Raw genomic sequence first — 25325 nt, 5'->3', positions numbered from 1 at the left:
GAGGGCGTAGCCAGGCTACGCCCTTTTTTATGCCTGCTCGGCCGGCAAATCGGCTTTCAGCAGCACCAGGGAACCGGCCAGCAACACCAGATCCTTGATCAAAAAGCTGGTGGCGCCGGCCATGGCCGGAAAACCGCCGGCGGAAGGCTCCCAGGCACCCGGCGTGGAAAAGATCAGCGTCAGCGTGGTCAGGTAGGTCACCGTCGAACCGATCGCCCCCAGCAACCCCAGCCGCCGCGACCAGAATCCCGCCAGCAGCAGCAAACCGAAGCTCCACTCGGCGACGCCCAGCGCATAGCTGGCGCAGCGGATGCCGAACGCCTGATGCATCCAGCTCAGCAGCGGGCTGTTGCCGATCAGCGGCACCAGCCCCTGCGCCTCGTAATCAAACCATTTGGCGTAGCCGAAGGCGGCGAAGATCACCACCAGCGCCGCGCGCATAAAGATAACGTCCCCGTTCGAGCGCTGAAAGCGCCGCAACCATGTCGCCAGCATCATCCTCTCTCCTTATGTTGCCCGCGGCCGCCGCGGATCGCCCGCTTGCGGCCGCGGAGTGCGGCGGCTTAGTGCCCCATCGCGTCCTTCTTCATTTCGTCTTTCTTCATGCCGTCTTTGGCCATACCGTCTTTCGCCATGCCATCCTTTTTCATGGCGTCTTTGCCCATCTTGTCTTTCTTCATGCAGTCCTTGCCCATGCACTCTTTCTTCATCCCATCTTTCGCCATGCCGTCGTGCGACATCTGGCTCATGCCGTCCTTTTTCATCGCGTCTTTGCTCATGCCATCAGCGGCGTTGGCGCCGGCCACGCCCAGCATCAGCGCGCTGCACATCATCATTGCGAATAACTTTTTCATGGTATTTCCTTCCGTCATGTCAAAGGCACCGGAGTGCCGGAGAATGGCCGGCGGCCGCCTCAGCTGCCGCCAAACCAGTTGTAGCCCTGGTCTTCCCAGTAACCGCCCGGGAAGCGGTTGGTGACCTCGATCACCTGAATGTGTTTCGGGTTCTTGTAGCCCAGCTTGGTCGGCATGCGCAGCTTCATCGGGTAGCCGTACTTGCGCGGTAAGATCTGGCCGTCATAAGTCAGCGCGATAATCGTCTGCGGATGCAGCGCGGTGGCCATGTCGATGCTGGTGTAGTAGTCGTCGGCGCATTTGAAGCTGACGTAGCGGGCGCTCAGATCCGCGCCAATCGCCTTGAGGAAGGTCGCGAACGGCACGCCGCCCCACTTGCCGATGGCGCTCCAGCCCTCGACACAGATATGGCGCGTCACCTGGCTGACCTGCGCCATCCGGTGCAGCTGCGGCAGGCTCCAGGCGCGTTTGTCCTGCACCAGTCCCGCCACCTCCAGCCGGTAGTCGTCGCCGTTGATGTCCGGCGCGTCCTCCTCGGCGTAGAAAGCGTTGAACGGAAACGGCCGGGTGATCATCGATTCCGGGTAGACCGGCGCCAGGCGCTCGCCGTCGAACAGCCAGCCCTGCACCCGATCGTTGAAGCGCGACATGCGGCTCAGCGCCTGTTCGACGTTGGCGTTGTCGCTGAGATCGCAGCCGGTGAGCATGGCGATGCCGCCCAGCGTCAGGCCATTGCGCAGAAAGCGGCGGCGGGATGACGCGCTCAACAGCCGCTGCGCTTCTTTGACGATCGCCTGCCCTTCACCGATCGTCATGATCTGTTTATCCTTTTCCATTATTCACTCCTTAACGTCCGCGCAGCATGGCCAGCAGCGTGCGCGGCACCAGCGCCACCATCACCAGGTGAATCGCGACGAAGGCCACCAGCGCCGACATGGCGAAAAAGTGGATATAGCGCGCCGCCTCATAGCCGCCGAGCAGCGTGTGCAGCAGCGGAAACTGCACCGATTTCCACAGCACCAGCCCGGACAGCGCGCTCAGCGCACCGAGGATCATCACCGACAGATAGGCCACGCGCTGCACCATGTTGTAGTGGCGCAGGTCGGCGTGTTGCAGCCTGCCGCGCAGCGCGGCGCCTATATCGGCGAGAAACTGCCGTGGGCTGAGCGGCCAATATTTGCGTTTGAAGCGCCCGCTGGCCAGGTTGATCAGCAGGTAGCACAGCCCGTTGACGCCGAACAGCCACATGCCGGCGAAGTGCCACTGCAGCGCGCCGCCCAGCCAGCCGCCGAGCGTCAGCTCATTGAGAAAGCTGAAGTTGAACAGCGGCGAGGCGTTGTAGATGCGCCAGCCGCTGGTCACCATGATCAGCATCGCCAGCGCATTCAGCCAGTGCGTCAACCGCAGCCACAGCGGATGCACCGTCTGTCGTTGTTCCGGGGTGAGAGTGAGGTTCATGCGAACTCCTGGCGACCAATGAGGCGATGAACCGAGTATTCCCCGGATTTGTTCCCCAAGACCTCACGCAAAGTTAAATAAAATGTGATAACTCCGCCGGTGGGGGTTGTGTAGACTTCAGAGAGAAACGGGCAATCAGCGGTAATGAGAATGGACAAGCCAAAACGAATTTTGATCGTCGAGGACGACGGCGACATCGCCGAACTGCTGCAACTGCATCTGCGCGACGAGGGTTACGCCATCAGCCACGCCGCCGACGGCAACCAGGGCATGGCGATGCTGGAACAGGGCGGCTGGGACGCCCTCATCCTCGATCTGATGCTGCCGGGCGTGGACGGATTGGAAATTTGCCGCCGGGCGCGCACCATGACGCGCTACACGCCGATCATCATCACCAGCGCGCGCTCCAGCGAGGTGCACCGCGTGCTGGGGCTGGAACTGGGCGCCGACGACTATCTGGCCAAGCCCTTCTCCATGCTGGAGCTGGTGGCACGGGTCAAGGCGCTTTTTCGCCGCCAGGAAGCGATGAGCCGCAACCTGCGCATGGACGCCGGCGTGCTCAGCTTCAACGATCTGACCATCGATCCCATCGCCCGCGAAGTGCACCTGCACCAGCAGCCGGTCGAGCTGACGCCGCGCGAATTCGACCTGCTGTACTTTTTCGCCCGCCACCCGGGCCAGGTGTTCTCGCGCCTGAGCCTGTTGAATCAGGTTTGGGGCTATCAGCACGAGGGGTATGAGCACACCGTCAACACCCATATCAACCGGCTGCGCATCAAGATCGAGCGCAACCCGGCGGAACCCGAGCGCATCCTCACGGTGTGGGGCATGGGCTATAAATTCGCGGCCGCGCCGCAAGAGTGAGCCATGAAAAACCTTACGTTAGCGCAACGCCTCACGCTGATCTTCGCGCTGCTGATCGTCATCGGCTGCGCCTTTGCCGGCTGGATGCAGGTGCGCAGCAGCACCCAGTACAGCCAGGCGGTGATCCAGCGCCTGTCCGGCAACCTGGCGCAGCATATCGCCGACAGCAACCCGCTGCTGGGGGTGAACGGGCCGGATCCACAGGCGGTGCATACCCTGTTCGATCAGCTGATGGCGGTGAATCCCAGCGTTGAGGTTTACCTGCTCGACAAACAGGGCACGATTATCGGCAATGCCGCGCCGGCCGGGCATCTGAAGCGGCAGCGGGTCGCGCTGCCCCCGCTGCAGGCGCTGCTCGGTGGCGCGCCGATGCCGGTATATGGCGACGATCCGCGCAGCGCGGACGGGCGCAAGGTGTTCAGCGTCGCGCCGCTGAAGGTCGACGGCCGGATCGAAGGCTATCTGTACGTCGTGCTGCTCGGCGAAGAGTACACGGCGCTGGCCAGCAACGCCCAGTTCAACTCGGCGGTCAGGATGGCGCTGTGGACCTCCGGGCTGATGGTGCTGTTCAGCCTGCTGGCCGGCGGTTTGGCGTTTTATTGGGTGACGCGCCCTATCCGTCGCCTGACCCGGCAGGTCAGCGCGCTGGACAGCGGCGGCATCGAGGCGGTGCAGGCCTACGCGGCGCTGCCGGCGGTCAGGGCCGGGCGCGACGAAGTCAGCCAGCTGCAGCAGGCCTTCCACCGCATGGCGCAGCGCCTTGCCGAACAGTGGCAAACGCTGGCGCAGCAGGATCGGCTGCGGCGCGAGTTCATCGCCAACGTCTCGCACGATCTGCGCACCCCGCTCACCTCGCTGCACGGCTATCTGGAGACACTGTCGGTCAAAGCCGCCACCCTGAGCGAAGCCGATCGGCAGCGCTACCTGGAGATCGCGCTGGCGCAGAGCCGCAAGGTGGGCAAGCTGGCGCAGGAGCTGTTCGAGCTGGCGCGGCTGGAGTATGGCGTGGTGAAACCGCAGAAAGAGCCCTTCTCCCTCAGCGAGCTGTTGCAGGACGTGTTCCAAAAGTTCGAGCTGGCGGCGGAGGCGCGCAACCAGCGGCTGCATGCCGACATTCCCTCCGGCATTCCGCCGGTGTTCGCCGATCTCAGCATGATTGAGCGGGTGCTGACCAACCTGTTGGACAACGCCATTCGCCATACGCCGCCCGGCGGCGACATCGGCGTGCGGCTGTGGCGGCAGGACGATCGGGTGATGGTGCAGGTCAGCGACAGCGGCCCTGGTATTCCGCAGACGCTGCGCGCCGATCTGTTCGTGCGCCCGTCTGTCCTGAGCGGCGCCCGGCGCCCTTCCGGCGGACTGGGCCTGATGATCGTGCGACGCATTCTGCAGCTGCACGACAGCGATATTCAGCTGATCGAACAAGCGCAAAGCGGCGCCTGCTTCCGCTTCGCCATTCCGCCGCGTTAATCCAGCGCAACGGTTATTGCGCGAGCGAAAACCTCAGGCTGAAGATGATACTAGCAGCAGGCGCGCGCTCGATACATTCAGCGCGCACCTCACCGCCGTGCAGCGTCATGATGGCGCGCACGATAGACAGCCCCAGCCCACTGGCGTGATTGCCGGCGCTGCGCGCGGGATCGGCACGGTAGAAACGATCGAACAGCTTTTCCAGCTGTGCCGGCGCGATCGGCGGCCCCTGATTGATAACCTGCACCCACCAGGCATCGGCGCGCCGTTCAGCCCGCAACGCGATCAGGCTGTTTTCATCGGCATAGCGCACCGCGTTGGCCACCAGGTTGCTCAGCGCCCGCTGGAACAGCATCGCGTCCGCCTTCAGCTCGCCTTCCCCTTCGCAGCTCAGCGCGATGCCGCGTTCTTCCGCCAGCCCTTCGAAGTAATCCGCCACCCGCCGCAGTTCCAGCGCCACATCCAGACGGCTGTAGTTCAGCGCAGACTGCGCCTCCCCGGCGCGCGCCAGGAACAGGATGTTTTCCACCATGCGGGAAATGCGCTCCAGCTCATCCATATTGTTCGACAGCAGGGTTTCGTACTCCTCCACGCTGCGGGGCTGGTAAAGCGCCACCTGGCACTGGCCCATCAGCGCCCCTATCGGGGTGCGGATCTCATGGGCCAGATCGGCGGAAAACTGCGTCAGGCGCTGATAGCCTTCATTCAATCGATCGAGCATCGCATTGAACGAACGGGTCAGCTGCTGCAACTCCTTCGGCGCCCCCTGCTCGCTGAGGCGCGTCGACAACGTATTGGGCGCAATCTGCGACGCCTGCGCCGCCATGCGCCATAACGGCTTCAATCCCCGGCGCATGACCCCATACCCCAGCAGCGCAATCAGCAGGAAAGCCACCGCCACCGCCGCGACGATGCGCCACAGGTAACGCGCCAGCATCTTCTGCTCGTTGACCATCACGTGCGCGGCGGAGATCTGCAACAGGCTGCCGTCTTCCAGGCGCACCATCGCTGAAGCCGCGCGCAGTGGCACCCCCTGCGCCGTTTCCCCGCCGCGCACGGCGGCCAACGTCTGCGCCTGTTCAGGCGGCGTCGGCGCGATCGGCGGCAATGCCACCCCGGCCGGGTTCACGTTGATGAGCGGTTTTTGCCCCGGAATTTGGAAAATCAGCACGTCCTGTTCATTGCCCAGCATGTTTTCAAACAGGCCGTTATTGGCGGTCAGGCGCGCCAAAGGAAAGCGCTGTCCCAGCAAATGGCGGAAATACTCTACGCGCCCGGTCACCTGCAGATCGCTGCGCAGCGTCATTTCCTGGCGCATGGCGCTGTACAGATACCCGCCCGTCCCGCTCACCACCAAAGCGGCCACCAGCGCGAACAGCGTGGCGGTGCGCAGCGTCAGCGATACCGGCCGACGTGAAGTGCGCCCGTTCACGAGCGTGGCTCGCAGACATAGCCGATGCCGCGCACGCTGTGGATCAGCTTGACGTCGAACGGCCGGTCTATTTTGGCGCGCAGGCGTTTGATCGCCACGTCAACCACATTGGTGTCGCTGTCGAAATTCATGTCCCACACCTGAGAGGCGATCTGCGTGCGCGACAGCACTTCTCCCTCGCGCCGCACCAGCAGGTGCAGCAGCATGAACTCCTTGTTGGTCAACGGGATCACCTGTTCCTGACGCACCGCCCGGCGGCGCAGCACGTCCAGCTGCAGATCGGCGATGGCATAATGATCGGCTTCGCGCGCCGGCCCACGGCGCAGCAAGGTGCGTAAACGCAGCACCAGTTCGGTGAACGAAAACGGTTTAATCAGATAATCGTCCGCGCCCAGCTCCAGACCGTGGATGCGATCCTGCACGCCGTCGCGAGCGGTGAGAAACAGAATCGGCACGTCGCTTTTCTTGCGCAGCACCTCGATGATCTGCCAACCGTCCAGCCCCGGCAGCATCACGTCGAGCACGATCGCATCGTAATCCTGCTCCAACGCGCGAAACAACCCGTCGGTGCCGGTGCGCGCCAAATCGACGCCGTACCCCGCCTCGCTCAGCCCTTTCTTCAGGTAATCCCCTGTGCCGATATCGTCTTCAACTACCAGTATTCGCATGCTCGCCACCTCGTTACGTCTGCAAAAATACTAGCAGCTTCGGCGGACAAACTTGATGACATTAATGTCATCAAACGGCCATGGCGCTGACCCAATGGCTCAACCATGCTTACCCGGCAAACTCATTTCAGGAGAACGTTATGATTACCCGTCATCGTATAGCCGGTTTACTGTTGTCCACCTTGCTGCTGTCCAGCGGCCTGGCCGCCGCCGCTCAAACGCCGGGCAAGGTTATCGCGCCGCTGCGCGGCACCATCAGCCAGGTGGCCGACGGCAATCTGCAGCTGACCGATCGCAAGGGTGAGACGCTCAGCGTCAAGCTGAACGATCAGACCAAAGTGCTCAGCGTGTCCAAGGCCACGCTGGACGACATCAAACCGGACAGCTTTATCGGCACCGCCGCCGTGCCGCAGCCGGACGGCACGCTCAAAGCGCTGGAGGTGCACGTGTTCGCCGCCAGCCTGCGCGGCACCGGCGAAGGGCACTCGGCCTGGGAATCCGCCGACGGCAAAGTGGACACCATGACCAACGGCACCGTCGGCAAACTGGTGAAATCCAACGGCCGCACCCTGACCGTCACCTACGGCAACCAGCAGAAAACCGTCGTCGTGCCGGAAGACGTGCCAATCGTGACGCTGGATCCGGGCGATCTGAGCCTGCTGAAGCCGGGCGTGCACATCGTGCTGTTCTCCGCCGTCAACGATAAGGGCGAGCGCGTCGCCACCCGCATATCCGCCGGCAAAGACGGCACCGTACCGCCGATGTAACCGGAGAAAGCCATGAAAACCAACGCGTCGCGGCCGGTGCATCGCTGGCCGGTTCGAATCACTCATTGGATCAACCTGTTCGCCATGGTGTGTATGTTTATGAGCGGCTGGGAGATCTATAACGCCTCGCCGCTGTTCGATTTCCGCTTTCCGCCGCAGATGACGCTGGGCGGTTGGCTGGGCGGCGCGATTGGTTGGCATTTGGCGGTGATGTGGCTATTGGCGCTCAACGCCGCCTGCTATCTGCTGTGGAGCCTGTTCAGCGGCCATTTTCGCCGCGATCTGTTGCCGCTTCGCGTCGGCGCGCTGCGGCAGGATATCTGGCTGGCGTTGACGCTGCGCCTGCGCCACCGGCATGGCCACTACAACGCCATTCAAAAGCTGATGTACCTCGGCGTGCTGGCGCTGGGCCTATTGCTGGTGCTGTCCGGCCTGGCGATTTGGAAGCCGGTTCAGCTGCAGGGATTGGTCGCCCTGTTTGGCGGCTTCGATTTCGCGCGCTACGTGCATTTCTTCGCCATGGTCGGCATTGGCCTGTTCGTGGCGATCCACGTCTTTATGGTGATCGTCGTGCCCAAAACGCTGTGGGCGATGATAACGGGTGGCAAACATGAATGAGAAAAAGCCGCGGGCAACCGCGCCAAAACTGGAACCGGACCAAAAAAAGCAGCTGGTCAATCTGCAGCGCCGCCTGATGCTGCGCTCCGGCCTGACGCTGGGCGGCATCGCCATGCTCACCGGTTGCAACCTGCAAGACGGCGATCGGGTGGATAAGGTGCTGTGGGCCATGTCGCGCTGGAACGACCGGGTGCAGGCCTGGCTGTTCAGCGGCCAGCGGCTGGCGCAAACTTACCGGCCCGATCAGATTACCCAGCCTTTCCCCTTCAACGCGTTTTACCCGGAATACAACGTCCCCGAGATCGATCTGGCCGGCTACCGGCTAGAGGTCGCGGGGAAAGTGGAGAAAAAAGCGCCCTGGACGCTGGAACAGCTGCAGCGGCTGCCGCAGCAAAGCCAGATCACGCGTCTGATCTGCATTGAGGGCTGGAGCGCCATCGGCCAATGGGGCGGCGTGCCGCTGCGCACCTTTCTGCAGCATGTCGGGGCGGACCTGAATGCCGGTTACGTCGGCTTCAAATGCGCCGATCGCTACTACTCCAGCCTCGACATGGCCACCGCGCTGCACCCGCAGACCATTCTGGCGCTGGATTTCGGCGGCAAGGCGCTGCCGGCGGACTATGGCTACCCGCTGCGGCTGCGGGTGCCCACCAAGCTGGGGTTCAAAAACGCCAAACATATCGCCGCCATCTTCGTCAGCGACGTCAATCCGGGCGGCTATTGGGAAGATCAGGGCTACAACTGGTTCAGCGGCATTTAGTTTTGCGCGGCGCTGCGCATAAGCTCCATCGGCGGCTGGAGGATCTTCTCCGCCGCAGTTAATAATCGGTTCGTCACAAAGGGGATAACTATAGGAAAAATAATAGTAAAAAGGATTTCATCATGGAGATTGATGTGAGGGAGTCACACACAGGGATAGCAGACACATACAGGTATCAGATTACTGTAAGAAAAAGTGATGGTAAAACGGCCATCTATCATTTGGATTTCAAGAAAATTGGGCAAAACATGCACCATTGGTTTGCCCCAGTGTATGTGGACACTACTCTCCTCGATAATGCTTTCTCTCTGGAATTTTATGATGTTAAGGCGCTGAGCGACGCAAGCAGGCACCAGCGCTCAGCTTTCGATACCTATACCGCAATGCATTACACCCTTCTCCAACGCGAACGTTTATTCGTCGTTGGCATCGGGGAAACCCTTCTCAAGTTTGCTTATCAGTATCATGCCAGGATCATCTTCAGTGCACCGTTAAGGCCAGCATTAGCTAAAATTTATGATTTCCTGTTGAAAAAACACGCTGAAAAAGGGCATTATTCATACAAAATAGAGTTTATAAAGGACGGCCTCTATGTCATCGAAATCCCGCGTAACCCCCATAACACCCCATACTTACCAGCAGCACGTTAAGGAACAACGCCTGAAAGAGATGCAAGCCTTCCACGAAGAGTGGTGGGAACAAAGGCGCCGCGAATGGCGTGAACGCGGCGGCGTTGAAGCAAGTGAACCGCCCGCACGTGGCATCGATACCGAACTTTCATCCTGACTCCGGTTCGTTCTTACTCTTCTTCCCCTGCCGTCAGCAACGCAAGCCCCGCTTGCTCGATTGCCTCCCGCGCGGCGGCGGGCAGCCCCTCGTCGGTAATGACGGCGTCAAAGGCGGCGATCGGCAGCGCCAGGTAGGTCGCGATCTTGCCGTATTTTGAGGTGTCGCTGAGCAGAATGCAGCGGCGGCTGGCCTCGACGATGGCCTTCTTTACCATCACCTTGTCTTCGTTCGGCGTCGACAGGCCGCGCATGCTCCACGAAGAGGCGGAGATAAACGCCAGATCGATAAACAGACCGCGCAGCGCCTGCGCCGCCGCTTCGCCGACGCAGGAGCGGTTTTCCCGGCACACGGTGCCGCCGGTGTGGATGATTCTGCACTGGCTGTGTTCGATCAGGAAGCCGGCGATGACAAAGTCGTTGGTCACCACCGTCAAATCGTCACGTTCACCGATCTGCTTCGCCAGCGCCAGCGTGGTGGTGCCGGCATCCAGATAAATACAGCTATTGGCGGGAATTTGCCGCGCCGCCAGCCGGCCGATGGCGATTTTCTGCCGGCTGAACATCCCCTCTTTGGCCTGGTGCGAAGGTTCGCTCGCCACCCGCTCGGGCGCCTGCACGCCGCCCGAGACCGACTGCACCGCGCCCTGTTCCTCCAGCTTTTGCAAATCGCGGCGGATCGTCATATGCGACACCCCCAGCCGTTCGGTCAGCTCGGCAATGCTGACGACGCCGCGTTCGGATACCAGCGCAAGAATTTGTTGATGGCGTTCTACAGGTATCACGGTTCCCTCTCGTTGCTGCGGTGATAATAATTGTGATTTTACGTCAATTTTCGTTCGCCGATAGCCCTAATTTTTCGCGGCGTGACGGCGCGCGCAGTGACGCCAGAAAAACATAAACTTATTTAAAAACATAACAATAATGTTGATACAGGCCAGAAACCGTACGAAGAATTCGTCTCACACATTGTTAATTATTGTGATATCGATCGCGGATAAACGGCCGTCAAGCGCTTACATTAACACAACAAAACAAATTATCACTAAAATTAACAGGAGTGCAGTATGACACACCCAGGGAATTATGCCGTCTGCGTCATTGGGCTGGGCGCGATGGGCATGGGCGCGGCGCGCTCGTGCCTCCGCGCCGGATTGACCACCTACGGGGCGGACCTGAATCCGCAGGCGCTGGCGGCGCTGCAACAGGCTGGCGCAAAACACGCGTCTACCAGCGCGCGCGATTTCGCCGCCGAACTGGACGCCGTGCTGCTGCTGGTGGTGAACGCCGCCCAGGTGAAGCAGATCCTGTTCGGCGAACAAGGCCTGGCGCCAAAGCTCAAGCCGGGCACCGCGGTGATGGTCTCTTCGACCATTTCCGCCGATGACGCCAAACAGATCGAGCAACGGCTGCTGGACTACGGGCTGCCGATGCTGGATGCGCCGGTTTCCGGCGGAGCGGCCAAGGCGGAGGAAGGCCAGATGACGGTGATGGCTGCCGGCGCCGACGCCACCTTCGAGCGCCTGCAACCCGTGCTGGACGCCATCGCCGGCAAGGTTTACCGCATCGGCGAGGCGATCGGCCTGGGCGCGACGGTTAAAATCATCCACCAGCTGTTGGCCGGGGTGCACATCGCCGCCGGCGCGGAAGCCATGGCGCTGGCCGCCCGCGCCGGCATCCCGCTGGACGTGATGTACGACGTGGTCACCCACGCCGCCGGCAACTCCTGGATGTTCGAAAATCGCATGCGCCACGTGGTCGACGGCGACTATGCGCCCAAATCGGCGGTGGATATCTTCGTCAAGGATCTGGGGCTGGTGGCCGATACCGCCAAGGCGCTGCACTTCCCGCTGCCGCTGGCCTCCACCGCCTTCACCATGTTTACCGCCGCCAGCAACGCCGGTTACGGTAAAGAAGACGACAGTGCGGTAATCAAAATCTTTGCCGGCATCGATTTGCCGCAGAAAAAGGAGGCAATCTGATGCTGCTCGGCGTAATCGCGGATGATTTTACCGGCGCGACCGATATCGCCAGTTTTCTGGTGCAAAACGGCCTGCCGACGGTGCAGTTGAACGGCGTGCCGCAAGACGAAACGCCGGTCAGCGCGCAGGCGGCGGTCATCAGCCTGAAATCGCGCTCCTGCCCGGCAGAGCAGGCGGTCGAACTGTCGTTGCAGGCGCTGGCCTGGTTGCAAAAACAGGGCTGCCGCCAGTTCTACTTCAAATACTGCTCCACTTTCGACAGCACCGCGCAGGGCAATATCGGCCCGGTGACCGACGCTCTGCTCGCCGCGCTGGGGGAAAGTTTCACTGTGGTATCTCCGGCGTTGCCGATAAACGGCCGCACGGTCTATCAGGGCCACCTGTTCGTCGGGGAACAGCTGCTGTCCGAATCCGGCATGCGTCATCACCCGGTCACGCCGATGACCGACAGCAACCTGCTGCGCCTGATGGAATCCCAAGCCACCGGGCGCTGCGGGCTGGTGACGGCGGCAGAAATGGATCGCGGCGCCGGGGCGGTCAGCGAGAAACTGCGGCAATTGGCGCAGGAAGGCGTACGCTACGCGGTGCTGGATACGCTCAACGAACGGCATCTGCTCAGCCAGGGCGAAGCGTTGAAAACGATGAAGCTGGTGACCGGCGGTTCGGGCCTGGCGATCGGCCTGGCGCGGCAGTGGGCGCAGAACGGCGAGCGTTCGGCAGAGGCGGCCGGCGCGCCGCAGGGCGAGAAAGCGGCGGTGCTGTCCGGTTCTTGCTCCGTCATGACTAACCGGCAGGTGGCGCACTACCGCGAACGCGCGGCGGCGCAGGCCATCGATATCGGCCGCTGTCTCGACCCGCAGGCGCGCGCCGCCTACGCCGCCGAGCTGGCGCATTGGGCGCAGCGTCACGCCGGGGAGGCGCTTGCCCCGCTGATCTACGCCACCGCTGCGCCGGAAGCGCTGCAGCAAACGCAACGGCACTACGGTAGCGCCGCCAGCGAGGCGGTAGAGGCGTTGTTCGCCGAGCTGGTGGTGCAACTGCGCCAGTTGGGATTCAGCCGCTTTATCGTCGCCGGCGGCGAAACCTCCGGCGTGGTCACGCAGGCGCTGGGCATTCGCGGCTTCCATATCGGCCCCAGCATTTCCCCCGGCGTTCCCTGGGTGCGCGCCAGCGATCGGGCCATTTCCCTGGCATTGAAATCAGGCAATTTTGGCGATGAAGCCTTCTTCGCGCGCGCGCAAACGGAGTTTCCAGTATGACCACGACCATCGAACAGCAGGCACGAGAAGAGATGGTGCGCCTGGGCGCCTCGTTTTTCCAACGCGGTTACGCCACCGGCTCAGCCGGCAACCTCTCGCTGTTGCTGCCGGACGGCGCGCTGCTGGCGACGCCGACTGGCTCCTGTCTCGGCGAGCTGCAGGCCGATCGTCTGTCTAAAGTGAGCCTGAACGGCGACTGGCTGTCCGGCGACAAGCCGTCGAAAGAGATCAGCTTTCACCGCGCGCTGTATCTGAACAACCCGGAATGCAAAGCGGTGGTGCACCTGCATTGCACCTACCTCACGGCGCTCTCTTGCCTGCAGGGGCTGGACGTCGACAACGCCATCAAACCGTTCACCCCCTATGTGGTGATGCGCGTCGGCAAGGTGCCGGTGGTGCCCTACTATCGCCCCGGCGACGAAAGGCTGGCGCAGGATCTGGCCCGCCTGGCGCCCACCCACCGCGCCTTTTTGCTGGCCAACCACGGGCCGGTGGTGACGGGTAAAGACCTGCGAGCGGCGGCGGACAATACCGAAGAGATGGAAGATGCGGCGCGGCTGATCTTCACCCTCGGCGATCGTCCGATCCGCTATTTGACCGATGATGAAATTGCCGAATTACGGAGCTGACCCATGCCTAAATTTGCCGCCAATTTATCGATGATGTTTAACGAAGTGCCGTTCCTCGAGCGCTTCGCCGCCGCTGCCGAACAAGGCTTCAACGCGGTGGAGTTCCTGTTCCCTTACGAGCATCCCGCCGAGCTGTTGGCGGAAAAACTGCGCGAACACGGCCTGCAACAGGTGCTGTTCAACACCGCGCCCGGCGATGTCGCCGCCGGCGAATGGGGGCTGGCGGCGCTGCCGGGCCGCGAGCAGGATGCGCGCGCCGATATCGATCGCGCGCTGGCCTACGCCATCGCCCTCGCCTGCCCCTGTGTGCACCTGATGGCCGGCGTGGTGCCCGCGGGCGCGGACCGGCAGCGTTATCTCGACACCTTTATCGCCAATGCGCGCTATGCCGCCGACGCCTTCGCCCCGCACGGCGTCAAGGTGCTGATCGAAGCGCTCAGCCCACCGGTCAAGCCCGACTACCTGTTCGCCAGTCAATATCAGGCGGCGGAGGCGGTGGCGGCTATCGAGAGACCGAACGTGTTCATTCAGTTCGACTTTTTCCACGCGCAGTTAGTAGATGGCAATATCAGCGGGTTGCTGGAAACGCTGGCCGGGCGCTACGCGCATATCCAGATAGCCTCGGTGCCGGATCGCCATGAGCCGGATGACGGCGAACTGAATTACCCGTGGCTGTTCGACAGGCTGGACGCGCTCGGTTATCAAGGCTGGGTAGGTTGCGAATACCGGCCGCGCGGCGACACCGCCGCCGGGCTCGGCTGGCTGAAACCTTACCGCTAACGCCGTCGCCGACACCAGGAAATCGATTTTATAACAATGAAACGCACCCGTATCGCCACGCGGCGATCGCGGTGCCCAACGCTTACCCAACGAAAGGCTTTTTTCATGTCTACCTCTCTGCTGTTGCTGATTGCCGTTCTCGGCGTGGTGCTGCTGTTATTGATGGTCATCAAGGCGAAGGTGCAACCCTTTGTCGCGCTGTTGGTGGTCAGTCTGCTGGTGGCGTTGGCCAGCGGCATTCCGACCGGTGAAGTGATGAAAGTGATGACCGCCGGGATGGGCGGCGTGCTCGGCTCGGTGACCATCATCATAGGCCTGGGGGCGATGCTTGGCCGCATGATCGAACACTCGGGCGGCGCCGAGTCGCTGGCGCAGCGCTTCAGCCAGGGGCTGGGGCCGAAACGCACCGTCGCCGCGCTGACCCTCGCCGCGTTTATCCTCGGCATTCCGGTGTTCTTCGACGTCGGCTTTATCATTCTGGCGCCGATTATCTACGGCTTCGCCAAGGTCGCCAAAGTGTCGCCGCTGAAGTTCGGCCTGCCGATGGCCGGCGTGATGTTGACGGTTCACGTCGCGCTGCCGCCGCACCCCGGCCCGGTGGCCGCCGCCGGTTTGCTCAACGCCGACATCGGTTGGCTGACTATCATCGGCCTCGCGATCTGTATTCCGGTCGGCGCGATCGGCTATTTCGCCGCCAACTACCTCAACCGAAAAACCTATCCGTTATCGATAGAGGTGCTGGAACAGCTGCAGCTGGCGGCGCCGGAACCGCGTCCGGAAGGGCAAGCGCCGCTCAGCGATCGCATCAACCCGCCCGGCGCCGGCCTGGTGGCGGCGCTGATCGTCATCCCGATCGCCATCATCATGCTCGGTACCGTCTCCGCCACGCTGTTGCCTGCCGGCTCGGCGCTGCGCGATACGCTGTCGCTGCTGGGCTCGCCGGCGGTGGCGCTGATGATCGCCCTGCTGCTGGCCTTCTACTTCCTGGCGCTGCGCCGCGGCTGGAGCCTGCAACACGCCAGCGATGTGATGGGCGCTGCGCTGCCGACCGCCGCGGTGGTGATCCTGGTGACCGGCGCGGGCGGCGTGTTCGGCAAGGTGCTGGTGGAATCCGGCGTCGGCAAGGCGCTGGCGGAGGTGCTGACGGCCATCGGCCTGCCGCTGGTGCCCGCCGCCTTTATCATTTCGCTGGCGCTGCGCGCTTCGCAGGGATCCGCCACCGTGGCGATCCTGACCACCGGCGGCCTGTTGTCGGAGGCGGTCAGCGGCTTGAATCAGCTGCAGCTGGTGCTGGTGACGCTGGCGACCTGTTTCGGCGGGCTGGGGCTTTCCCACGTCAACGACTCCGGTTTTTGGATCGTCACGCGCTATCTGGGGCTGTCGGTGGCCGACGGCCTGAAAACCTGGACGGTGCTGACCACCCTGCTCGGCCTGAGCGGCTTTCTGTTCACCTGGCTGTTGTGGCTGGCGGTGTGATTTCTCTGGCATACTGAACGCCGTTGTTTTTCATCGCCTTTCACCCTGTGCAGGAGCAGCAACATGACCGTAATCAACACCGCGCCAACGCTTGTCACCGAACGCCTGCGGCTGGACGCGCACAGGCTGGACGACTTCGAGTCGCTGGCCGCATTGTGGGCCGATCCGCTGGTGGTACGCTATATCGGCGGCACGCCGCGCGACCGGGAAGACTCCTGGGGGCGCCTGATGCGCTACGCCGGCCACTGGGCGCTGTTGGGGTATGGAAATTGGGCGGTGCGTGACAAACAGAGCGGCGAGTACCTCGGCAGCATCGGCTTCTTCGACGGCCTGCGCGATATCAGCCCGGCGCTCGACGCGCCGGAAATGGGCTGGACGCTGGTGAGTTCGGCGCACGGCAAAGGCTACGCCACCGAGGCACTGCGGGCGGCGCTGGCCTGGGGTAAAACGCACCTGCCGGGGGAGAAAACCGTCTGCATCATCTCGCCGGAAAACCAGGCTTCGCTGGCGCTGGCGAAAAAAGTCGGCTTTAGCGAAAGCCGCCGCAGCGAGTATCACCAAAGCCCGATCGTCGTGATGCATTGCCCGCTCTAAAACCTAACCGCGTTGCATCGCCAACGCCGTCTGAACAAAGTTGTCCCGCAGCGCGTCGGCGCGCTGCGGGTCCCAGGCGATACCGACCTGCCACTCCGTTTCCTCGCCGCTCAGCGGTAAAATATCGATGCCGGCCGGCGCGATATGCGTGATGCTGTGCGGCAGCAGCGCAACACCGACGCCGGCGGCGACCAGCGCCAACAGCGTCTGAATATCGCCGGCCTGCTGCACCACGTTCGGCGTCAAGCGGTGAGCGGCGATAAACCGCAGCGACTGATCGCTCAGCCCGCGCCCGCGCTTCGGAGTCAACTGCAACAGCGGCAGCTGATTGAAACGCGCCATCAGATCGTCGGCGCGCAGCGCCAGCGCGCCCGGCGCGGCCAGCACCAACCGGTCACTCAGCATTGCCACGCCGCACAGCGGCGTATTGACCGGCAAACGCACGAACCCCGCCTGCAACTCCCCCTGTAACAGCAACTGATACTGCCGCTCCGACGGGATGTCCTCCAGGCCGATCGCCACCTCGGGAAACCGTTGGCGAAAAGCCGCCACCAGCTGCGGCGCCAGATGAAAGCTGGAGAGGCCAAATCCCAGCGCAAGCCGCCCCGCTTCCCCGAGCGCCACCCGCCGGGCGCGCCGCTGAAACTGCTGGTACTGTTCCACCAGCGCCTGCGCCTCCGGGTAGAGCCGCTGCCCGCCGGCGGTGAGCACCGCGCCCTGTCGGCCACGCTCGAACAATCGAACGCCGAGCTGGGTTTCCAGCGCCTGAATCTGCTTGCTCAGCGCTGGCTGGCTGATGCACAGCCGGCTCGCCGCCTGTCGATAGTTGCCCTGCTCGGCCAGCGCCACCAGGGCGCGCAGTTGTTTTATATCCATTCCATCAGGTTATCAAATAGGGAATTTAATTGATTATACAGTAATCAATCCACCTGCTGTAATCAACGCAGACCCTAACCGGAGAGACACCATGACCATCTCATTGCGCGCCGCCACGGTGCAGTTCCAGCATCGCGCCAACGATAAGAATTACAACCTGTCGATCATTGAGCGCTTTATCGCTCAGGCGGCCGAGCAGCAGGTACAGCTGCTGGCCTTCCCGGAAATGTGCATCACCGGCTATTGGCACGTGCGCCATCTGTCCGACGCCGAAGTGCGGGCGCTGGCGGAACCGATCGCCGCCAGCCCTTCGCTGGCGCGCATTCGCCCGCTGGCGGAGCGTTACAACATGGCGATCGGCGTCGGGCTGATCGAGCTGGGCGACGACGGCCGTTGCTACAACGCCTACGCCGTATGCCTGCCGGACGGCGCGCTGCATGTGCACCGTAAACTGCACGCCTTCGAACACCCGGCTATCGCCAGCGGCGATCGCTATACCGTATTCGACACCCCCTGGGGCGTGCGCGTGGGCGTATTGATCTGCTGGGACAATAATCTGGTGGAGAATGTGCGCGCAACGGCGCTGCTGGGCGCGGAGGTGTTGATGGCCCCGCACCAGACCGGCGGCACCCATTCGCGCAGCCCGCACGGCATGAAGCCGATCCCACAGGCGCTGTGGCAGCGGCGGGCGGAAGATCCGCAGGCGATAGAAGCCGCCTTTCGCGGCGAACACGGCCGCGGCTGGCTGATGCGCTGGCTGCCCTCGCGCGCTCACGACAACGGGCTGTTTTTGCTGTTCAGCAACGGCGTGGGCCGCGATGACGATGAGGTACGCACCGGCAATGCGATGATCCTCGATCCCTACGGCCGCATCGTGGCGGAGACCTGGGCGGCGGAAAACCGGATGGTCAGCGCCGATCTCGATCTGACGCTGATCCCGCTCAGCACCGGCCGCCGCTGGATTTACGGACGCCGCCCCGAGCTGTACGGTTTACTGACCGAACCGCAAGGCTATGAGCGCGATGCCCGCAGCGCACGCTTTTCGACGCAGCCGACGGGGCGCGGCGGCCACTGACAGATAAAAAAAATCCGCCCGAAGGCGGATTTTTTATCCGCGCGGCAACCTGTGCCGCGCATTCACGCCCGCAGGCATGAAGAAATCTTAGAAGCGGTAGCCTACGCCAACGTTCCAGCTGCCAACGTCCACGCTGCGGATGCGGCTCTGCTCGTAGCCAACGTCCAGGGCAACGTTTTCGATTGGGTTGAACTGCAGACCGGCACCGTAGGTGAAGCCGTAGTCGCTGTTGCCACCTTTGTTACCACCAGCCTGGGCGTTGTCGATGTTTTTGCCGTAGCCAACACCGATCACACCGTAGATGCTCGCCCAGTCGTTGAAGCGGTAAGCTGGACCTGCGGTGATGGAATCGTACTGAGATTTCTTGTAGAAACCGTTTTCAGAACGATTTTTTTCCAGGTGGGTGAAGGAGCCGATCACACCCAGTGGGTTGTTGTCGAACTCGTAACGGTATTTCAGGTTGAAACCGTCGGCCTTGTTAGCAACGCCTTGGAGATCACCCTGCGCATAGCCAGCGGATACGGTGCTCTGACCAGCGAATGCGGTACCTGCGCTAACTGCTAATACGCAAGCTGCTACTGCGGAAAGACATGCAATTTTTTTCATAACCACCTCAAACGCGTTTTATTATTAAGTACATCCATTTGTTCATGCTTTGAAAATATAACAAAAATTAGCGTGAAACTCTGCCTTGAAATGAGTGTCTAAAGCTTTATATCGTGTAACAGAAGATTTCAAGAACAGTGTATCTGCTTCTTTTCGCTCTATTTTCGGCCGTATTCTACGGCTTTCTGTGACAAAAATCACCAATTTAATATCCAGATAATTCTTAAGAAAAAGCGCACTTTTTGACCAAATTCGCCACATCTCATCCGAGGATCGGCGGATTTCACCGCGATGCGCGCTTTTCTCAGACAGATTTTCGCCATTTCATTTACACTGCTCGCATCCCCGTTTCGACCGTTTTCTCAAGGCTGAGGAACGGCGCAAAAAAGGCTCGTTAAGGATGTCGTTATCTACTTCCGGCAGAGCGCCCTCCGCGTTGCTGCCCATCTGTCTGTTAATCATCGCCATGGTGTCTATCCAGAGCGGCGCCTCGTTGGCCAAAAGCCTGTTCCCGATCGTGGGCGCCGAAGGCATTACGACGCTGCGCCTATTCATCGGCACTCTGATTCTGTTCATTATCTTCCGCCCGTGGCGTATGCGCATCGTCGCCGGCAGCCGCTTGCCGCTGCTGATTTACGGCCTGTCGCTCGGCGCGATGAACTACCTGTTCTACCTGTCGCTGCGCACCGTGCCGCTCGGCATCGCCGTGGCGCTGGAGTTTACCGGCCCGTTGGCGGTGGCCATGTTTTCTTCGCGGCGGCCAATCGACTTCCTCTGGGTGGCATTGGCGATCGCCGGGCTGTGGTTCCTGTTGCCGCTCGGCCACGGCGTGGGCGGGATCGATCCGTTCGGTGCCGCCTGTGCGCTCGGCGCCGGCGCCTGCTGGGCGATCTATATCATCTTCGGCCAGAAGGCCGGCGGCGATCACGGCCCCGGTACGGTGGCGCTCGGCTCCTTGATCGCCGCGCTGGTGTTCTGCCCGATCGGCGCCTGGCAAACCGGCAGCGTGCTGTTCAACCTCGATATTCTGCCGGTGGCGCTGGCGGTGGCGATCCTCTCCACCGCGCTGCCATATTCGCTGGAGATCATCGCGCTGCCCAAAATTCCGGCGCGCACCTTCGGCACCTTAATGAGCCTCGAACCGGCGATGGCGGCGCTGTCCGGCATGCTGTTCCTCGGCGAACACCTGAGCGGCGTGCAATGGCTGGCGCTGGCGGCGATTATCGCCGCCTCCATGGGCTCCGCCCTGACCATTCGCCCCAAGCCGCGCCTCGAAAGCCTTTCCTGATCGCCTGACTCGCCTGCCGACCGCAACGTCGGAATGCAGGCGGGTTAACTGTTTTCCTCGTGACAAATCGGCATACTTCCCCTTAGCCTGTATCGCAGGCTCTTTGGACTTTCGCTCACATGGAGAATAACAGTGATTCACAACAGCCTGTTCAACCCCCGCTTCGGCCGCGGACTCGCGCCGGCGCTGGTTTCAACCCTGACCGAGTTGCGCCGATGCGACCTGCCCGAACTGGCGCTGGGCCATCACCCGATCGACGGCGACAATATCTTTATGGACGTGATGACGCTGACCACCGTGCCTACGGCGGAAAAGCGCGCCGAAATGCATCAGGAGTACATCGCGTTGCATCTGCTGATCAGCGGCGAAGAACGCATCGAATACGGCCTGGCGGGCGACTGGCACCGCGAACATCCCCACGCGGAAAATAGCGACCTTCTGCTGCTGGACATCAAACGCCACCCGCAAACGCTGCATATGACGCACGGCATGTTCGCGATCTTTTTCCAGATGGAACCGCACAAGACCGGCTGCCTGTGGCAGCGCCCGCAGCACATCAAGAAAGCGGTGGTGAGGATCCATCACCGTCTGCTGCTGTGAACCTGCGGCAGCGTCCGTAGAAAATCGGCGGCCTGGCGGGGAGAGCGCAAGCGCTTGAAACGGCGCCCTGCATCGGAACGGGCCATCTCCGCCAGGTATTTTCGCCGGTTCTTCGAGTAAGTGCGGATCGTCCACAGCACGATCGACTCGCGGCTGAAGAAAGAACGGCGGAAACTTTCCCGATTGCCGGTGCCCGGCCACAGCTCGCTTTTGCTGGCCGCGCGCCGGCACGCGCGGCGCACGGCCTGCCACAGCGTGCGGCAGAAGCCGTAGTCCAGCCACAGGATATAATCGACCTCGCGCCACTTGATCGCCTGCGTGCGGCTGTAGTTGCCGTCCAGCACCCAGCCCCCTCCCGCTGCGGCCAGCGTCTGCTCAAGCCGCGCCAGAAACGCGTCATCGGGCGTCCCCTGCCACTCGGGCCGCCAATAGAGCCTGTCCATCTCGATATAGGGAACGTCAAGCCGTTCCGCCAGTTGACGCGCCAGGGTGCTTTTACCGCTGCCGCTGGTGCCGACGACGTTAATTTTCATCATTCGCCAATAAAGACCGGGGTTAATTCCCTTACTTTATCCGCATCAATTACGGCTATCAATCTGAATAGGCTTAAAATTAACACCCCGATAACAAAGCAGATATTTAGCCGAACCCGCATGCCGGCAGAAAATAAAATAACAGGGGTAAATCTTCACTGGAATAAATAACACCTTAAATTGAAATAACAATAATTTTCATAAAGTTACACAAAAACAAAAAACAAATAAAAATAGTGCCATTCGGCCATTCCTATTTGTGCAATAGCCATTTTCGTGCGGCAAAAATAAATACCCCTGCTATAATTGATCCCGTAACGAAATAGGACAACGACTAATCAAGAGGATATCTGATATGAGTACCGCTAAACTGGTGAAAACGAAATCTTCTGATCTGCTGTATACCCGTAACGATCTGGACGAAAAAGTCAAACTGGCCGCCATCAAGGCGCTGAACCATCAGGTCGTGCAATTCATCGATCTTTCGTTGATCACCAAGCAGGCGCACTGGAACATGCGCGGCGCAAACTTCATCGCGGTCCATGAAATGCTGGACGGCTTCCGCACCGCCATCATCGAGCATCAGGACACCTTCGCCGAACGCGTGGTGCAACTGGGCGGCGTGGCACTGGGCACCGTACAGGTGGTTAACGATCGCACGCCGCTGAAAAGCTATCCGACCAATATCCACAGCGTGCAAGAGCACCTGAAAGCGCTGGCCGATCGCTACGGCGCGGTCGCGAATGACATCCGTAAAGCCATTACCGAAGTGGAAGACGAAGATACCGCCGACATGTTCACCGCCGCCTCGCGCGATCTGGACAAGTTCCTGTGGTTCATCGAATCCAACATCGAATAACGCTAAAAAGTTGCAGAGCGCCCGTCGTTCCGGGCAGAACAGGCTGGGCTTCGCCCGGCCTGTTTTCTTTTGCGCGGCCGTTGCATTGTACAAAAAACGGCCCATATTAAACGGTAAGGTTCCTTTGTCGGGAGGTAATGATGGCCAGCGGCTGGGCGGCGGACGGCGCCGTACAAGATCAGATTGATTCCACCGTCGACGATGCGGTGCAGCGCGCGCGTGAAGCGCTCGGGCACGGCGAGAGCGAGCGCTATTGCCAGGAATGCGGAGAACCGATCCCCGAGGCGCGCCGCAAAGCGTTAACCGGCGTGCGTTTTTGCCTCGCCTGCCAGACCGAACAAGACAAAAAACACGCGGCCGCCAGCCTGTATAACCGGCGCGGCAGCAAAGACAGCCAGTTGCGCTAGCATTATCTGCCCCCCCCCTTTTCGCCGCTCGCGGCTCCGCTTGCACCGTCAGTGCATCATGAAAGTTAGAGTTAGTTATCAATATTGAAGCAAAAACGTTAAAGAACGGTTGTTTCACAGCCAAAGTTTGGTTAATGATAGCCCCGTGCACCAAGACAATTCTTACGCACCATTTTGGTGCCTCACGTTGGTGCATAACCATAACAATTCGCCTTTACGGCACAACATCACGCAATAACTCTTTGTTTTTATAGTAGTTGAAAACATGGCACGATTTTTTCATGGCACCAACTGCAATATAAAAAATGGGTAATCCGCAACCTGTACAGGAATTCCTCTCATGAAGTCGATTTTTAAAGTCTCCCTGGCCGCACTCTCTCTGGCCTTTGCCGTAAGTTCCCACGCAGCAGACAAACTGGTGGTCGCCACCGACACCGCTTTCGTTCCTTTTGAGTTCAAACAAGGCGACAAATACGTCGGCTTCGACATCGACCTGTGGGCCGCCGTCGCCAAAGAGCTGAAGCTGGACTACACCCTGAAGCCAATGGACTTCGGCGGCATCATTCCGGCGCTGCAGACCAAAAACGTCGATCTGGCGCTGGCCGGCATCACCATCACCGATGAGCGCAAGAAAGCCATCGACTTCTCCGACGGCTACTACAAGAGCGGCCTGCTGGTGATGGTCAACGCCGACAACAACAGCGTGAAAAGCATCGACGATCTGAACGGCAAAGTGGTGGCGGTGAAGAGCGGCACCGGCTCGGTGGATTACGCCAAGCAGCACATCAAAACCAAGGATCTGCGTCAGTTCCCTAACATCGACAACGCCTACATGGAGCTGGGCACCAAGCGCGCCGATGCGGTGCTGCACGACACGCCAAACATCCTGTACTTCATCAAGACGGCCGGCGCCGGCAAGTTCAAAACCGTGGGCGATTCGCTGGAAGCACAGCAGTATGGCATCGCCTTCCCTAAAGGCAGCGACGAGCTACGCGAGAAGGTGAACGGCGCGCTGAAGACCCTGCGTGAAAACGGCACCTATAACGAGATCTACAAGAAGTGGTTCGGCACCGAACCTAAGTAAGCTGTGAATTTGGCAAGCTATTAACTTAAGCACAGGGGGGCGCTTACCCCCCTGCGCTTCGTTGTATCTGATACCCACGTTCGGGATCACCGGGAGAAATATCATGCAGTTCGACTGGAGCGCCATCTGGCCCGCCATTCCTATCTTGTTAGAGGGCGCCAAAATGACCCTGTGGATTTCGGTCCTCGGTCTGATTGGCGGCCTGATCATCGGCCTCGTCGCCGGCTTTGCCCGCACCTACGGCGGTTGGATCGCCAACCACATCGCGTTGGTGTTTATCGAAGTGATCCGCGGCACGCCGATCGTGGTGCAGGTGATGTTCATCTACTTCGCCCTGCCGATGGCGTTCACCGATTTGCGCATCGATCCGTTCACCGCGGCGGTGGTGACCATCATGATCAACTCCGGCGCCTACATTGCGGAAATCACCCGCGGCGCGGTGCTGTCGATTCATAACGGTTTCCGCGAGGCCGGCCTGGCGCTCGGCCTGTCGCGCCGCGAAACCATCCGCTACGTCATTATGCCGCTGGCGCTGCGCCGCATGCTGCCGCCGCTGGGCAACCAGTGGATCATCAGCATCAAAGACACCTCGCTGTTCATCGTGATCGGCGTGGCGGAGCTGACCCGTCAGGGTCAGGAAATTATTGCCGGTAACTTCCGCGCGCTGGAAATCTGGAGCGCCGTGGCGGTTATCTATCTGATTATTACCCTGGTGCTGAGCTTCGTGCTGCGTCGTCTGGAAAGAAGGATGAAAATCCTGTGATTGAATTTAAAAACGTCTCCAAGCATTTTGGCCAAACCCAGGTGCTGCATAACATCGATTTGAAGATCGACAAAGGCGAAGTGGTGGTGATCATCGGGCCGTCCGGCTCCGGCAAATCCACCCTGCTGCGCTGCATCAACAAGCTGGAAGAGGTCACCAGCGGCGATCTGATCGTCGACGGCCTGAAAGCCAACGATCCGAAAGTGGACGATCGGTTGATCCGCCAGGAAGCCGGCATGGTGTTCCAGCAGTTCTACCTGTTCCCGCACCTGACGGCGCTGGAAAACGTCGCCTTCGGCCCGATCCGCGTGCGCGGCGCGAAGAAGTCCGATGCGGAAAAGCTGGCGCGCGAGCTGCTGGCCAAGGTCGGTCTGGCGGAGCGTGCCCACCACTATCCGTCCGAACTGTCGGGCGGGCAGCAGCAGCGCGTGGCGATTGCGCGCGCGCTGGCGGTGAAGCCGAAAATGATGCTGTTCGACGAGCCGACCTCCGCGCTCGATCCGGAATTGCGCCACGAAGTGCTGAAGGTGATGCAGGATCTGGCCGAGGAAGGCATGACGATGGTCATCGTCACCCACGAAGTCGGCTTTGCCGAAAAAGTGGCGTCGCGCCTGATCTTTATCGATAAGGGTCGGATTGCCGAAGACGGCAACCCGCACGACCTGATCAATCATCCGCCAAGCCCGCGTCTGCAGGAGTTCCTGCAGCACGTGTCCTGATCCTGGCGGTTTCACGGCGGGCGCGCCACGCGCCCGCCGCTTTCATTCCGCACGCGTTCCCACGCCACATCGCGCCACCTTTCCTACTATATTCATTGTTTTTCATCGTATTGCTCTGA

30 protein-coding genes are annotated in these 25325 nt (G+C 61.0%); 20 read left to right on the top strand and 10 right to left on the bottom strand.

Annotated elements, in window-relative coordinates; genetic code table 11:
* Positions 1-27: 27 nt before the first annotated feature.
* The 4 genes from ACK3CV_RS08025 to ACK3CV_RS08010 form a co-directional block, all read right to left on the bottom strand.
* The gene (locus ACK3CV_RS08025; RefSeq protein WP_489009823.1) at positions 28-495 is read right to left on the bottom strand and encodes a YkgB family protein; all 468 of its coding nucleotides are present in this window, start codon (positions 493-495) and stop codon (positions 28-30) included.
* 68 nt (positions 496-563) lie between these two features.
* On the bottom strand, positions 564-854 hold the full coding sequence (locus ACK3CV_RS08020) for a pentapeptide MXKDX repeat protein (protein WP_033637682.1): 291 nt from the start codon (positions 852-854) through the stop codon (positions 564-566).
* 59 nt (positions 855-913) lie between these two features.
* On the bottom strand, positions 914-1690 hold the full coding sequence (locus ACK3CV_RS08015; RefSeq protein ID WP_164140720.1) for a molybdopterin-dependent oxidoreductase: 777 nt from the start codon (positions 1688-1690) through the stop codon (positions 914-916).
* A gap of 10 nt (positions 1691-1700) precedes the next feature.
* Positions 1701-2312 carry a cytochrome b/b6 domain-containing protein gene (locus ACK3CV_RS08010; RefSeq protein WP_164140718.1) on the bottom strand — a complete coding sequence of 204 codons (612 nt, stop codon included), beginning with the start codon at positions 2310-2312 and terminating at the stop codon, positions 1701-1703.
* 150 nt (positions 2313-2462) lie between these two features.
* On the opposite strand from ACK3CV_RS08010, the gene ACK3CV_RS08005 reads away from it, so the two are divergent.
* Together ACK3CV_RS08005 and ACK3CV_RS08000 are read left to right on the top strand one after the other, a co-directional pair.
* Entirely contained in the window at positions 2463-3176 is a 714-nt protein-coding gene (locus tag ACK3CV_RS08005; protein ID WP_033637678.1) for a response regulator transcription factor, read from the top strand.
* A gap of 3 nt (positions 3177-3179) precedes the next feature.
* A complete protein-coding gene (locus ACK3CV_RS08000) occupies positions 3180-4646 on the top strand; it encodes a sensor histidine kinase (RefSeq protein ID WP_164140716.1) in 1467 nt (488 codons plus the stop codon).
* Between the two features lie 13 nt (positions 4647-4659).
* Here the strand turns inward: ACK3CV_RS08000 and ACK3CV_RS07995 are convergent, their stop codons facing one another.
* Together ACK3CV_RS07995 and ACK3CV_RS07990 are read right to left on the bottom strand one after the other, a co-directional pair.
* Complete coding sequence (locus tag ACK3CV_RS07995) at positions 4660-6078, bottom strand: heavy metal sensor histidine kinase (protein ID WP_164140714.1); 1419 nt, start codon at positions 6076-6078, stop codon at positions 4660-4662.
* The gene (locus ACK3CV_RS07990; RefSeq protein WP_033637675.1) at positions 6075-6746 is read right to left on the bottom strand and encodes a heavy metal response regulator transcription factor; all 672 of its coding nucleotides are present in this window, start codon (positions 6744-6746) and stop codon (positions 6075-6077) included. The genes ACK3CV_RS07995 and ACK3CV_RS07990 overlap by 4 nt, the downstream gene beginning before the upstream one ends.
* Positions 6747-6886: 140 nt before the next feature.
* On the opposite strand from ACK3CV_RS07990, the gene ACK3CV_RS07985 reads away from it, so the two are divergent.
* The 4 genes from ACK3CV_RS07985 (at position 6887) to ACK3CV_RS07970 (ending at position 9541) form a co-directional block, all read left to right on the top strand.
* Positions 6887-7513 (top strand): hypothetical protein, encoded by a 627-nt coding sequence (locus ACK3CV_RS07985; RefSeq protein WP_033653393.1) that lies wholly within the window; start codon positions 6887-6889, stop codon positions 7511-7513.
* Between the two features lie 12 nt (positions 7514-7525).
* Complete coding sequence (locus ACK3CV_RS07980) at positions 7526-8131, top strand: cytochrome b/b6 domain-containing protein (protein ID WP_033637673.1); 606 nt, start codon at positions 7526-7528, stop codon at positions 8129-8131.
* Positions 8124-8891, top strand: coding sequence for a molybdopterin-dependent oxidoreductase (locus ACK3CV_RS07975; RefSeq protein WP_033637672.1), 768 nt, complete (start codon positions 8124-8126; stop codon positions 8889-8891). Before ACK3CV_RS07980 ends, ACK3CV_RS07975 begins: the two co-directional genes overlap by 8 nt.
* 122 nt (positions 8892-9013) lie before the next feature.
* Entirely contained in the window at positions 9014-9541 is a 528-nt protein-coding gene (locus tag ACK3CV_RS07970; RefSeq protein WP_050595983.1) for a hypothetical protein, read from the top strand.
* A 149-nt stretch (positions 9542-9690) separates the two neighbouring features.
* On the opposite strand, the gene ygbI is transcribed toward ACK3CV_RS07970, so the two are convergent.
* Positions 9691-10461 carry a DNA-binding transcriptional repressor YgbI gene (ygbI, locus tag ACK3CV_RS07965; protein ID WP_033637671.1) on the bottom strand — a complete coding sequence of 257 codons (771 nt, stop codon included), beginning with the start codon at positions 10459-10461 and terminating at the stop codon, positions 9691-9693.
* A gap of 282 nt (positions 10462-10743) precedes the next feature.
* Between ygbI and ltnD the strand changes: the two genes are divergently transcribed.
* The 6 genes from ltnD (at position 10744) to ACK3CV_RS07935 (ending at position 16396) form a co-directional block, all read left to right on the top strand.
* Positions 10744-11658, top strand: coding sequence for an L-threonate dehydrogenase (gene ltnD / locus ACK3CV_RS07960; RefSeq protein ID WP_033646860.1), 915 nt, complete (start codon positions 10744-10746; stop codon positions 11656-11658).
* Positions 11658-12917 carry a 3-oxo-tetronate kinase gene (gene otnK / locus ACK3CV_RS07955; protein WP_086579379.1) on the top strand — a complete coding sequence of 420 codons (1260 nt, stop codon included), beginning with the start codon at positions 11658-11660 and terminating at the stop codon, positions 12915-12917. The genes ltnD and otnK overlap by 1 nt, the downstream gene beginning before the upstream one ends.
* Positions 12914-13546, top strand: coding sequence for a 3-oxo-tetronate 4-phosphate decarboxylase (gene otnC / locus ACK3CV_RS07950; protein WP_033637668.1), 633 nt, complete (start codon positions 12914-12916; stop codon positions 13544-13546). The genes otnK and otnC overlap by 4 nt, the downstream gene beginning before the upstream one ends.
* Positions 13547-13549: 3 nt before the next feature.
* Positions 13550-14326, top strand: coding sequence for an HPr family phosphocarrier protein (locus ACK3CV_RS07945; protein WP_047568602.1), 777 nt, complete (start codon positions 13550-13552; stop codon positions 14324-14326).
* Positions 14327-14431: 105 nt separating this feature from the next.
* A complete protein-coding gene (locus tag ACK3CV_RS07940) occupies positions 14432-15802 on the top strand; it encodes a GntP family transporter (protein ID WP_033646865.1) in 1371 nt (456 codons plus the stop codon).
* A 63-nt stretch (positions 15803-15865) separates the two neighbouring features.
* Positions 15866-16396 carry a GNAT family N-acetyltransferase gene (locus ACK3CV_RS07935; protein WP_164140713.1) on the top strand — a complete coding sequence of 177 codons (531 nt, stop codon included), beginning with the start codon at positions 15866-15868 and terminating at the stop codon, positions 16394-16396.
* Between the two features lie 3 nt (positions 16397-16399).
* On the opposite strand, the gene ACK3CV_RS07930 is transcribed toward ACK3CV_RS07935, so the two are convergent.
* Positions 16400-17272 carry a LysR family transcriptional regulator gene (locus tag ACK3CV_RS07930; RefSeq protein ID WP_060428004.1) on the bottom strand — a complete coding sequence of 291 codons (873 nt, stop codon included), beginning with the start codon at positions 17270-17272 and terminating at the stop codon, positions 16400-16402.
* Between the two features lie 91 nt (positions 17273-17363).
* Here ACK3CV_RS07930 and ACK3CV_RS07925 point away from each other — a divergent pair, with 91 nt between their 5' ends.
* Positions 17364-18347 carry a nitrilase family protein gene (locus tag ACK3CV_RS07925; RefSeq protein ID WP_164140711.1) on the top strand — a complete coding sequence of 328 codons (984 nt, stop codon included), beginning with the start codon at positions 17364-17366 and terminating at the stop codon, positions 18345-18347.
* An 87-nt stretch (positions 18348-18434) separates the two neighbouring features.
* On the opposite strand, the gene ompX is transcribed toward ACK3CV_RS07925, so the two are convergent.
* The gene (ompX, locus tag ACK3CV_RS07920; RefSeq protein WP_033637662.1) at positions 18435-18953 is read right to left on the bottom strand and encodes an outer membrane protein OmpX; all 519 of its coding nucleotides are present in this window, start codon (positions 18951-18953) and stop codon (positions 18435-18437) included.
* Between the two features lie 400 nt (positions 18954-19353).
* On the opposite strand from ompX, the gene rhtA reads away from it, so the two are divergent.
* Positions 19354-20241, top strand: a complete 888-nt coding sequence (gene rhtA, locus ACK3CV_RS07915) for a threonine/homoserine exporter RhtA (protein WP_033637661.1) — start codon at positions 19354-19356, stop codon at positions 20239-20241.
* A 132-nt stretch (positions 20242-20373) separates the two neighbouring features.
* Entirely contained in the window at positions 20374-20841 is a 468-nt protein-coding gene (nanQ, locus tag ACK3CV_RS07910; RefSeq protein WP_060558984.1) for an N-acetylneuraminate anomerase, read from the top strand.
* Here nanQ and ACK3CV_RS07905 read toward each other — a convergent pair.
* Positions 20823-21374 carry a P-loop NTPase family protein gene (locus ACK3CV_RS07905; protein WP_164140825.1) on the bottom strand — a complete coding sequence of 184 codons (552 nt, stop codon included), beginning with the start codon at positions 21372-21374 and terminating at the stop codon, positions 20823-20825. The genes nanQ and ACK3CV_RS07905 overlap by 19 nt on opposite strands.
* A 355-nt stretch (positions 21375-21729) precedes the next feature.
* Between ACK3CV_RS07905 and dps the strand changes: the two genes are divergently transcribed.
* From dps to glnQ, 5 genes are all read left to right on the top strand, one after another.
* Entirely contained in the window at positions 21730-22233 is a 504-nt protein-coding gene (dps, locus tag ACK3CV_RS07900; RefSeq protein ID WP_004939215.1) for a DNA starvation/stationary phase protection protein Dps, read from the top strand.
* A gap of 140 nt (positions 22234-22373) precedes the next feature.
* Positions 22374-22640, top strand: a complete 267-nt coding sequence (locus tag ACK3CV_RS07895) for a DksA/TraR family C4-type zinc finger protein (protein WP_033637659.1) — start codon at positions 22374-22376, stop codon at positions 22638-22640.
* Positions 22641-22980: 340 nt separating this feature from the next.
* The gene (glnH, locus tag ACK3CV_RS07890; protein ID WP_004939223.1) at positions 22981-23724 is read left to right on the top strand and encodes a glutamine ABC transporter substrate-binding protein GlnH; all 744 of its coding nucleotides are present in this window, start codon (positions 22981-22983) and stop codon (positions 23722-23724) included.
* Between the two features lie 103 nt (positions 23725-23827).
* Positions 23828-24487, top strand: coding sequence for a glutamine ABC transporter permease GlnP (gene glnP, locus ACK3CV_RS07885; RefSeq protein WP_004939229.1), 660 nt, complete (start codon positions 23828-23830; stop codon positions 24485-24487).
* Positions 24484-25206, top strand: coding sequence for a glutamine ABC transporter ATP-binding protein GlnQ (glnQ, locus tag ACK3CV_RS07880; protein WP_004939230.1), 723 nt, complete (start codon positions 24484-24486; stop codon positions 25204-25206). Before glnP ends, glnQ begins: the two co-directional genes overlap by 4 nt.
* Positions 25207-25325: the final 119 nt, after the last annotated feature.

It is taken from the genome of Serratia sp. TSO36 (assembly GCF_057808395.1).
Note: the sequence above shows the minus strand (reverse complement) of the source record. Positions and strands in the feature narration are given on the sequence as shown.

Coding starts and splice junctions, on each gene's coding strand:
- rhtA (WP_033637661.1), top strand. CDS start 19,354: ATGTCGTTATCTACTTCCGGCAGAGCGCCCTCCGCGTTGCTGCCCATC.
- ACK3CV_RS07895 (WP_033637659.1), top strand. CDS start 22,374: ATGGCCAGCGGCTGGGCGGCGGACGGCGCCGTACAAGATCAGATTGAT.
- glnP (WP_004939229.1), top strand. CDS start 23,828: ATGCAGTTCGACTGGAGCGCCATCTGGCCCGCCATTCCTATCTTGTTA.
- ACK3CV_RS07985 (WP_033653393.1), top strand. CDS start 6,887: ATGATTACCCGTCATCGTATAGCCGGTTTACTGTTGTCCACCTTGCTG.
- ACK3CV_RS08015 (WP_164140720.1), bottom strand. CDS start 1,690: ATGGAAAAGGATAAACAGATCATGACGATCGGTGAAGGGCAGGCGATC.
- glnH (WP_004939223.1), top strand. CDS start 22,981: ATGAAGTCGATTTTTAAAGTCTCCCTGGCCGCACTCTCTCTGGCCTTT.
- ACK3CV_RS07905 (WP_164140825.1), bottom strand. CDS start 21,374: ATGAAAATTAACGTCGTCGGCACCAGCGGCAGCGGTAAAAGCACCCTG.
- ACK3CV_RS07930 (WP_060428004.1), bottom strand. CDS start 17,272: ATGGATATAAAACAACTGCGCGCCCTGGTGGCGCTGGCCGAGCAGGGC.
- ACK3CV_RS07940 (WP_033646865.1), top strand. CDS start 14,432: ATGTCTACCTCTCTGCTGTTGCTGATTGCCGTTCTCGGCGTGGTGCTG.
- ACK3CV_RS08000 (WP_164140716.1), top strand. CDS start 3,180: ATGAAAAACCTTACGTTAGCGCAACGCCTCACGCTGATCTTCGCGCTG.
- ltnD (WP_033646860.1), top strand. CDS start 10,744: ATGACACACCCAGGGAATTATGCCGTCTGCGTCATTGGGCTGGGCGCG.
- ACK3CV_RS07945 (WP_047568602.1), top strand. CDS start 13,550: ATGCCTAAATTTGCCGCCAATTTATCGATGATGTTTAACGAAGTGCCG.
- ACK3CV_RS08020 (WP_033637682.1), bottom strand. CDS start 854: ATGAAAAAGTTATTCGCAATGATGATGTGCAGCGCGCTGATGCTGGGC.
- ACK3CV_RS07935 (WP_164140713.1), top strand. CDS start 15,866: ATGACCGTAATCAACACCGCGCCAACGCTTGTCACCGAACGCCTGCGG.
- ompX (WP_033637662.1), bottom strand. CDS start 18,953: ATGAAAAAAATTGCATGTCTTTCCGCAGTAGCAGCTTGCGTATTAGCA.
- ACK3CV_RS07925 (WP_164140711.1), top strand. CDS start 17,364: ATGACCATCTCATTGCGCGCCGCCACGGTGCAGTTCCAGCATCGCGCC.
- ACK3CV_RS07990 (WP_033637675.1), bottom strand. CDS start 6,746: ATGCGAATACTGGTAGTTGAAGACGATATCGGCACAGGGGATTACCTG.
- otnC (WP_033637668.1), top strand. CDS start 12,914: ATGACCACGACCATCGAACAGCAGGCACGAGAAGAGATGGTGCGCCTG.
- otnK (WP_086579379.1), top strand. CDS start 11,658: ATGCTGCTCGGCGTAATCGCGGATGATTTTACCGGCGCGACCGATATC.
- dps (WP_004939215.1), top strand. CDS start 21,730: ATGAGTACCGCTAAACTGGTGAAAACGAAATCTTCTGATCTGCTGTAT.
- ACK3CV_RS08010 (WP_164140718.1), bottom strand. CDS start 2,312: ATGAACCTCACTCTCACCCCGGAACAACGACAGACGGTGCATCCGCTG.
- ACK3CV_RS07975 (WP_033637672.1), top strand. CDS start 8,124: ATGAATGAGAAAAAGCCGCGGGCAACCGCGCCAAAACTGGAACCGGAC.
- ACK3CV_RS07980 (WP_033637673.1), top strand. CDS start 7,526: ATGAAAACCAACGCGTCGCGGCCGGTGCATCGCTGGCCGGTTCGAATC.
- ACK3CV_RS08025 (WP_489009823.1), bottom strand. CDS start 495: ATGCTGGCGACATGGTTGCGGCGCTTTCAGCGCTCGAACGGGGACGTT.
- ACK3CV_RS08005 (WP_033637678.1), top strand. CDS start 2,463: ATGGACAAGCCAAAACGAATTTTGATCGTCGAGGACGACGGCGACATC.
- ACK3CV_RS07970 (WP_050595983.1), top strand. CDS start 9,014: ATGGAGATTGATGTGAGGGAGTCACACACAGGGATAGCAGACACATAC.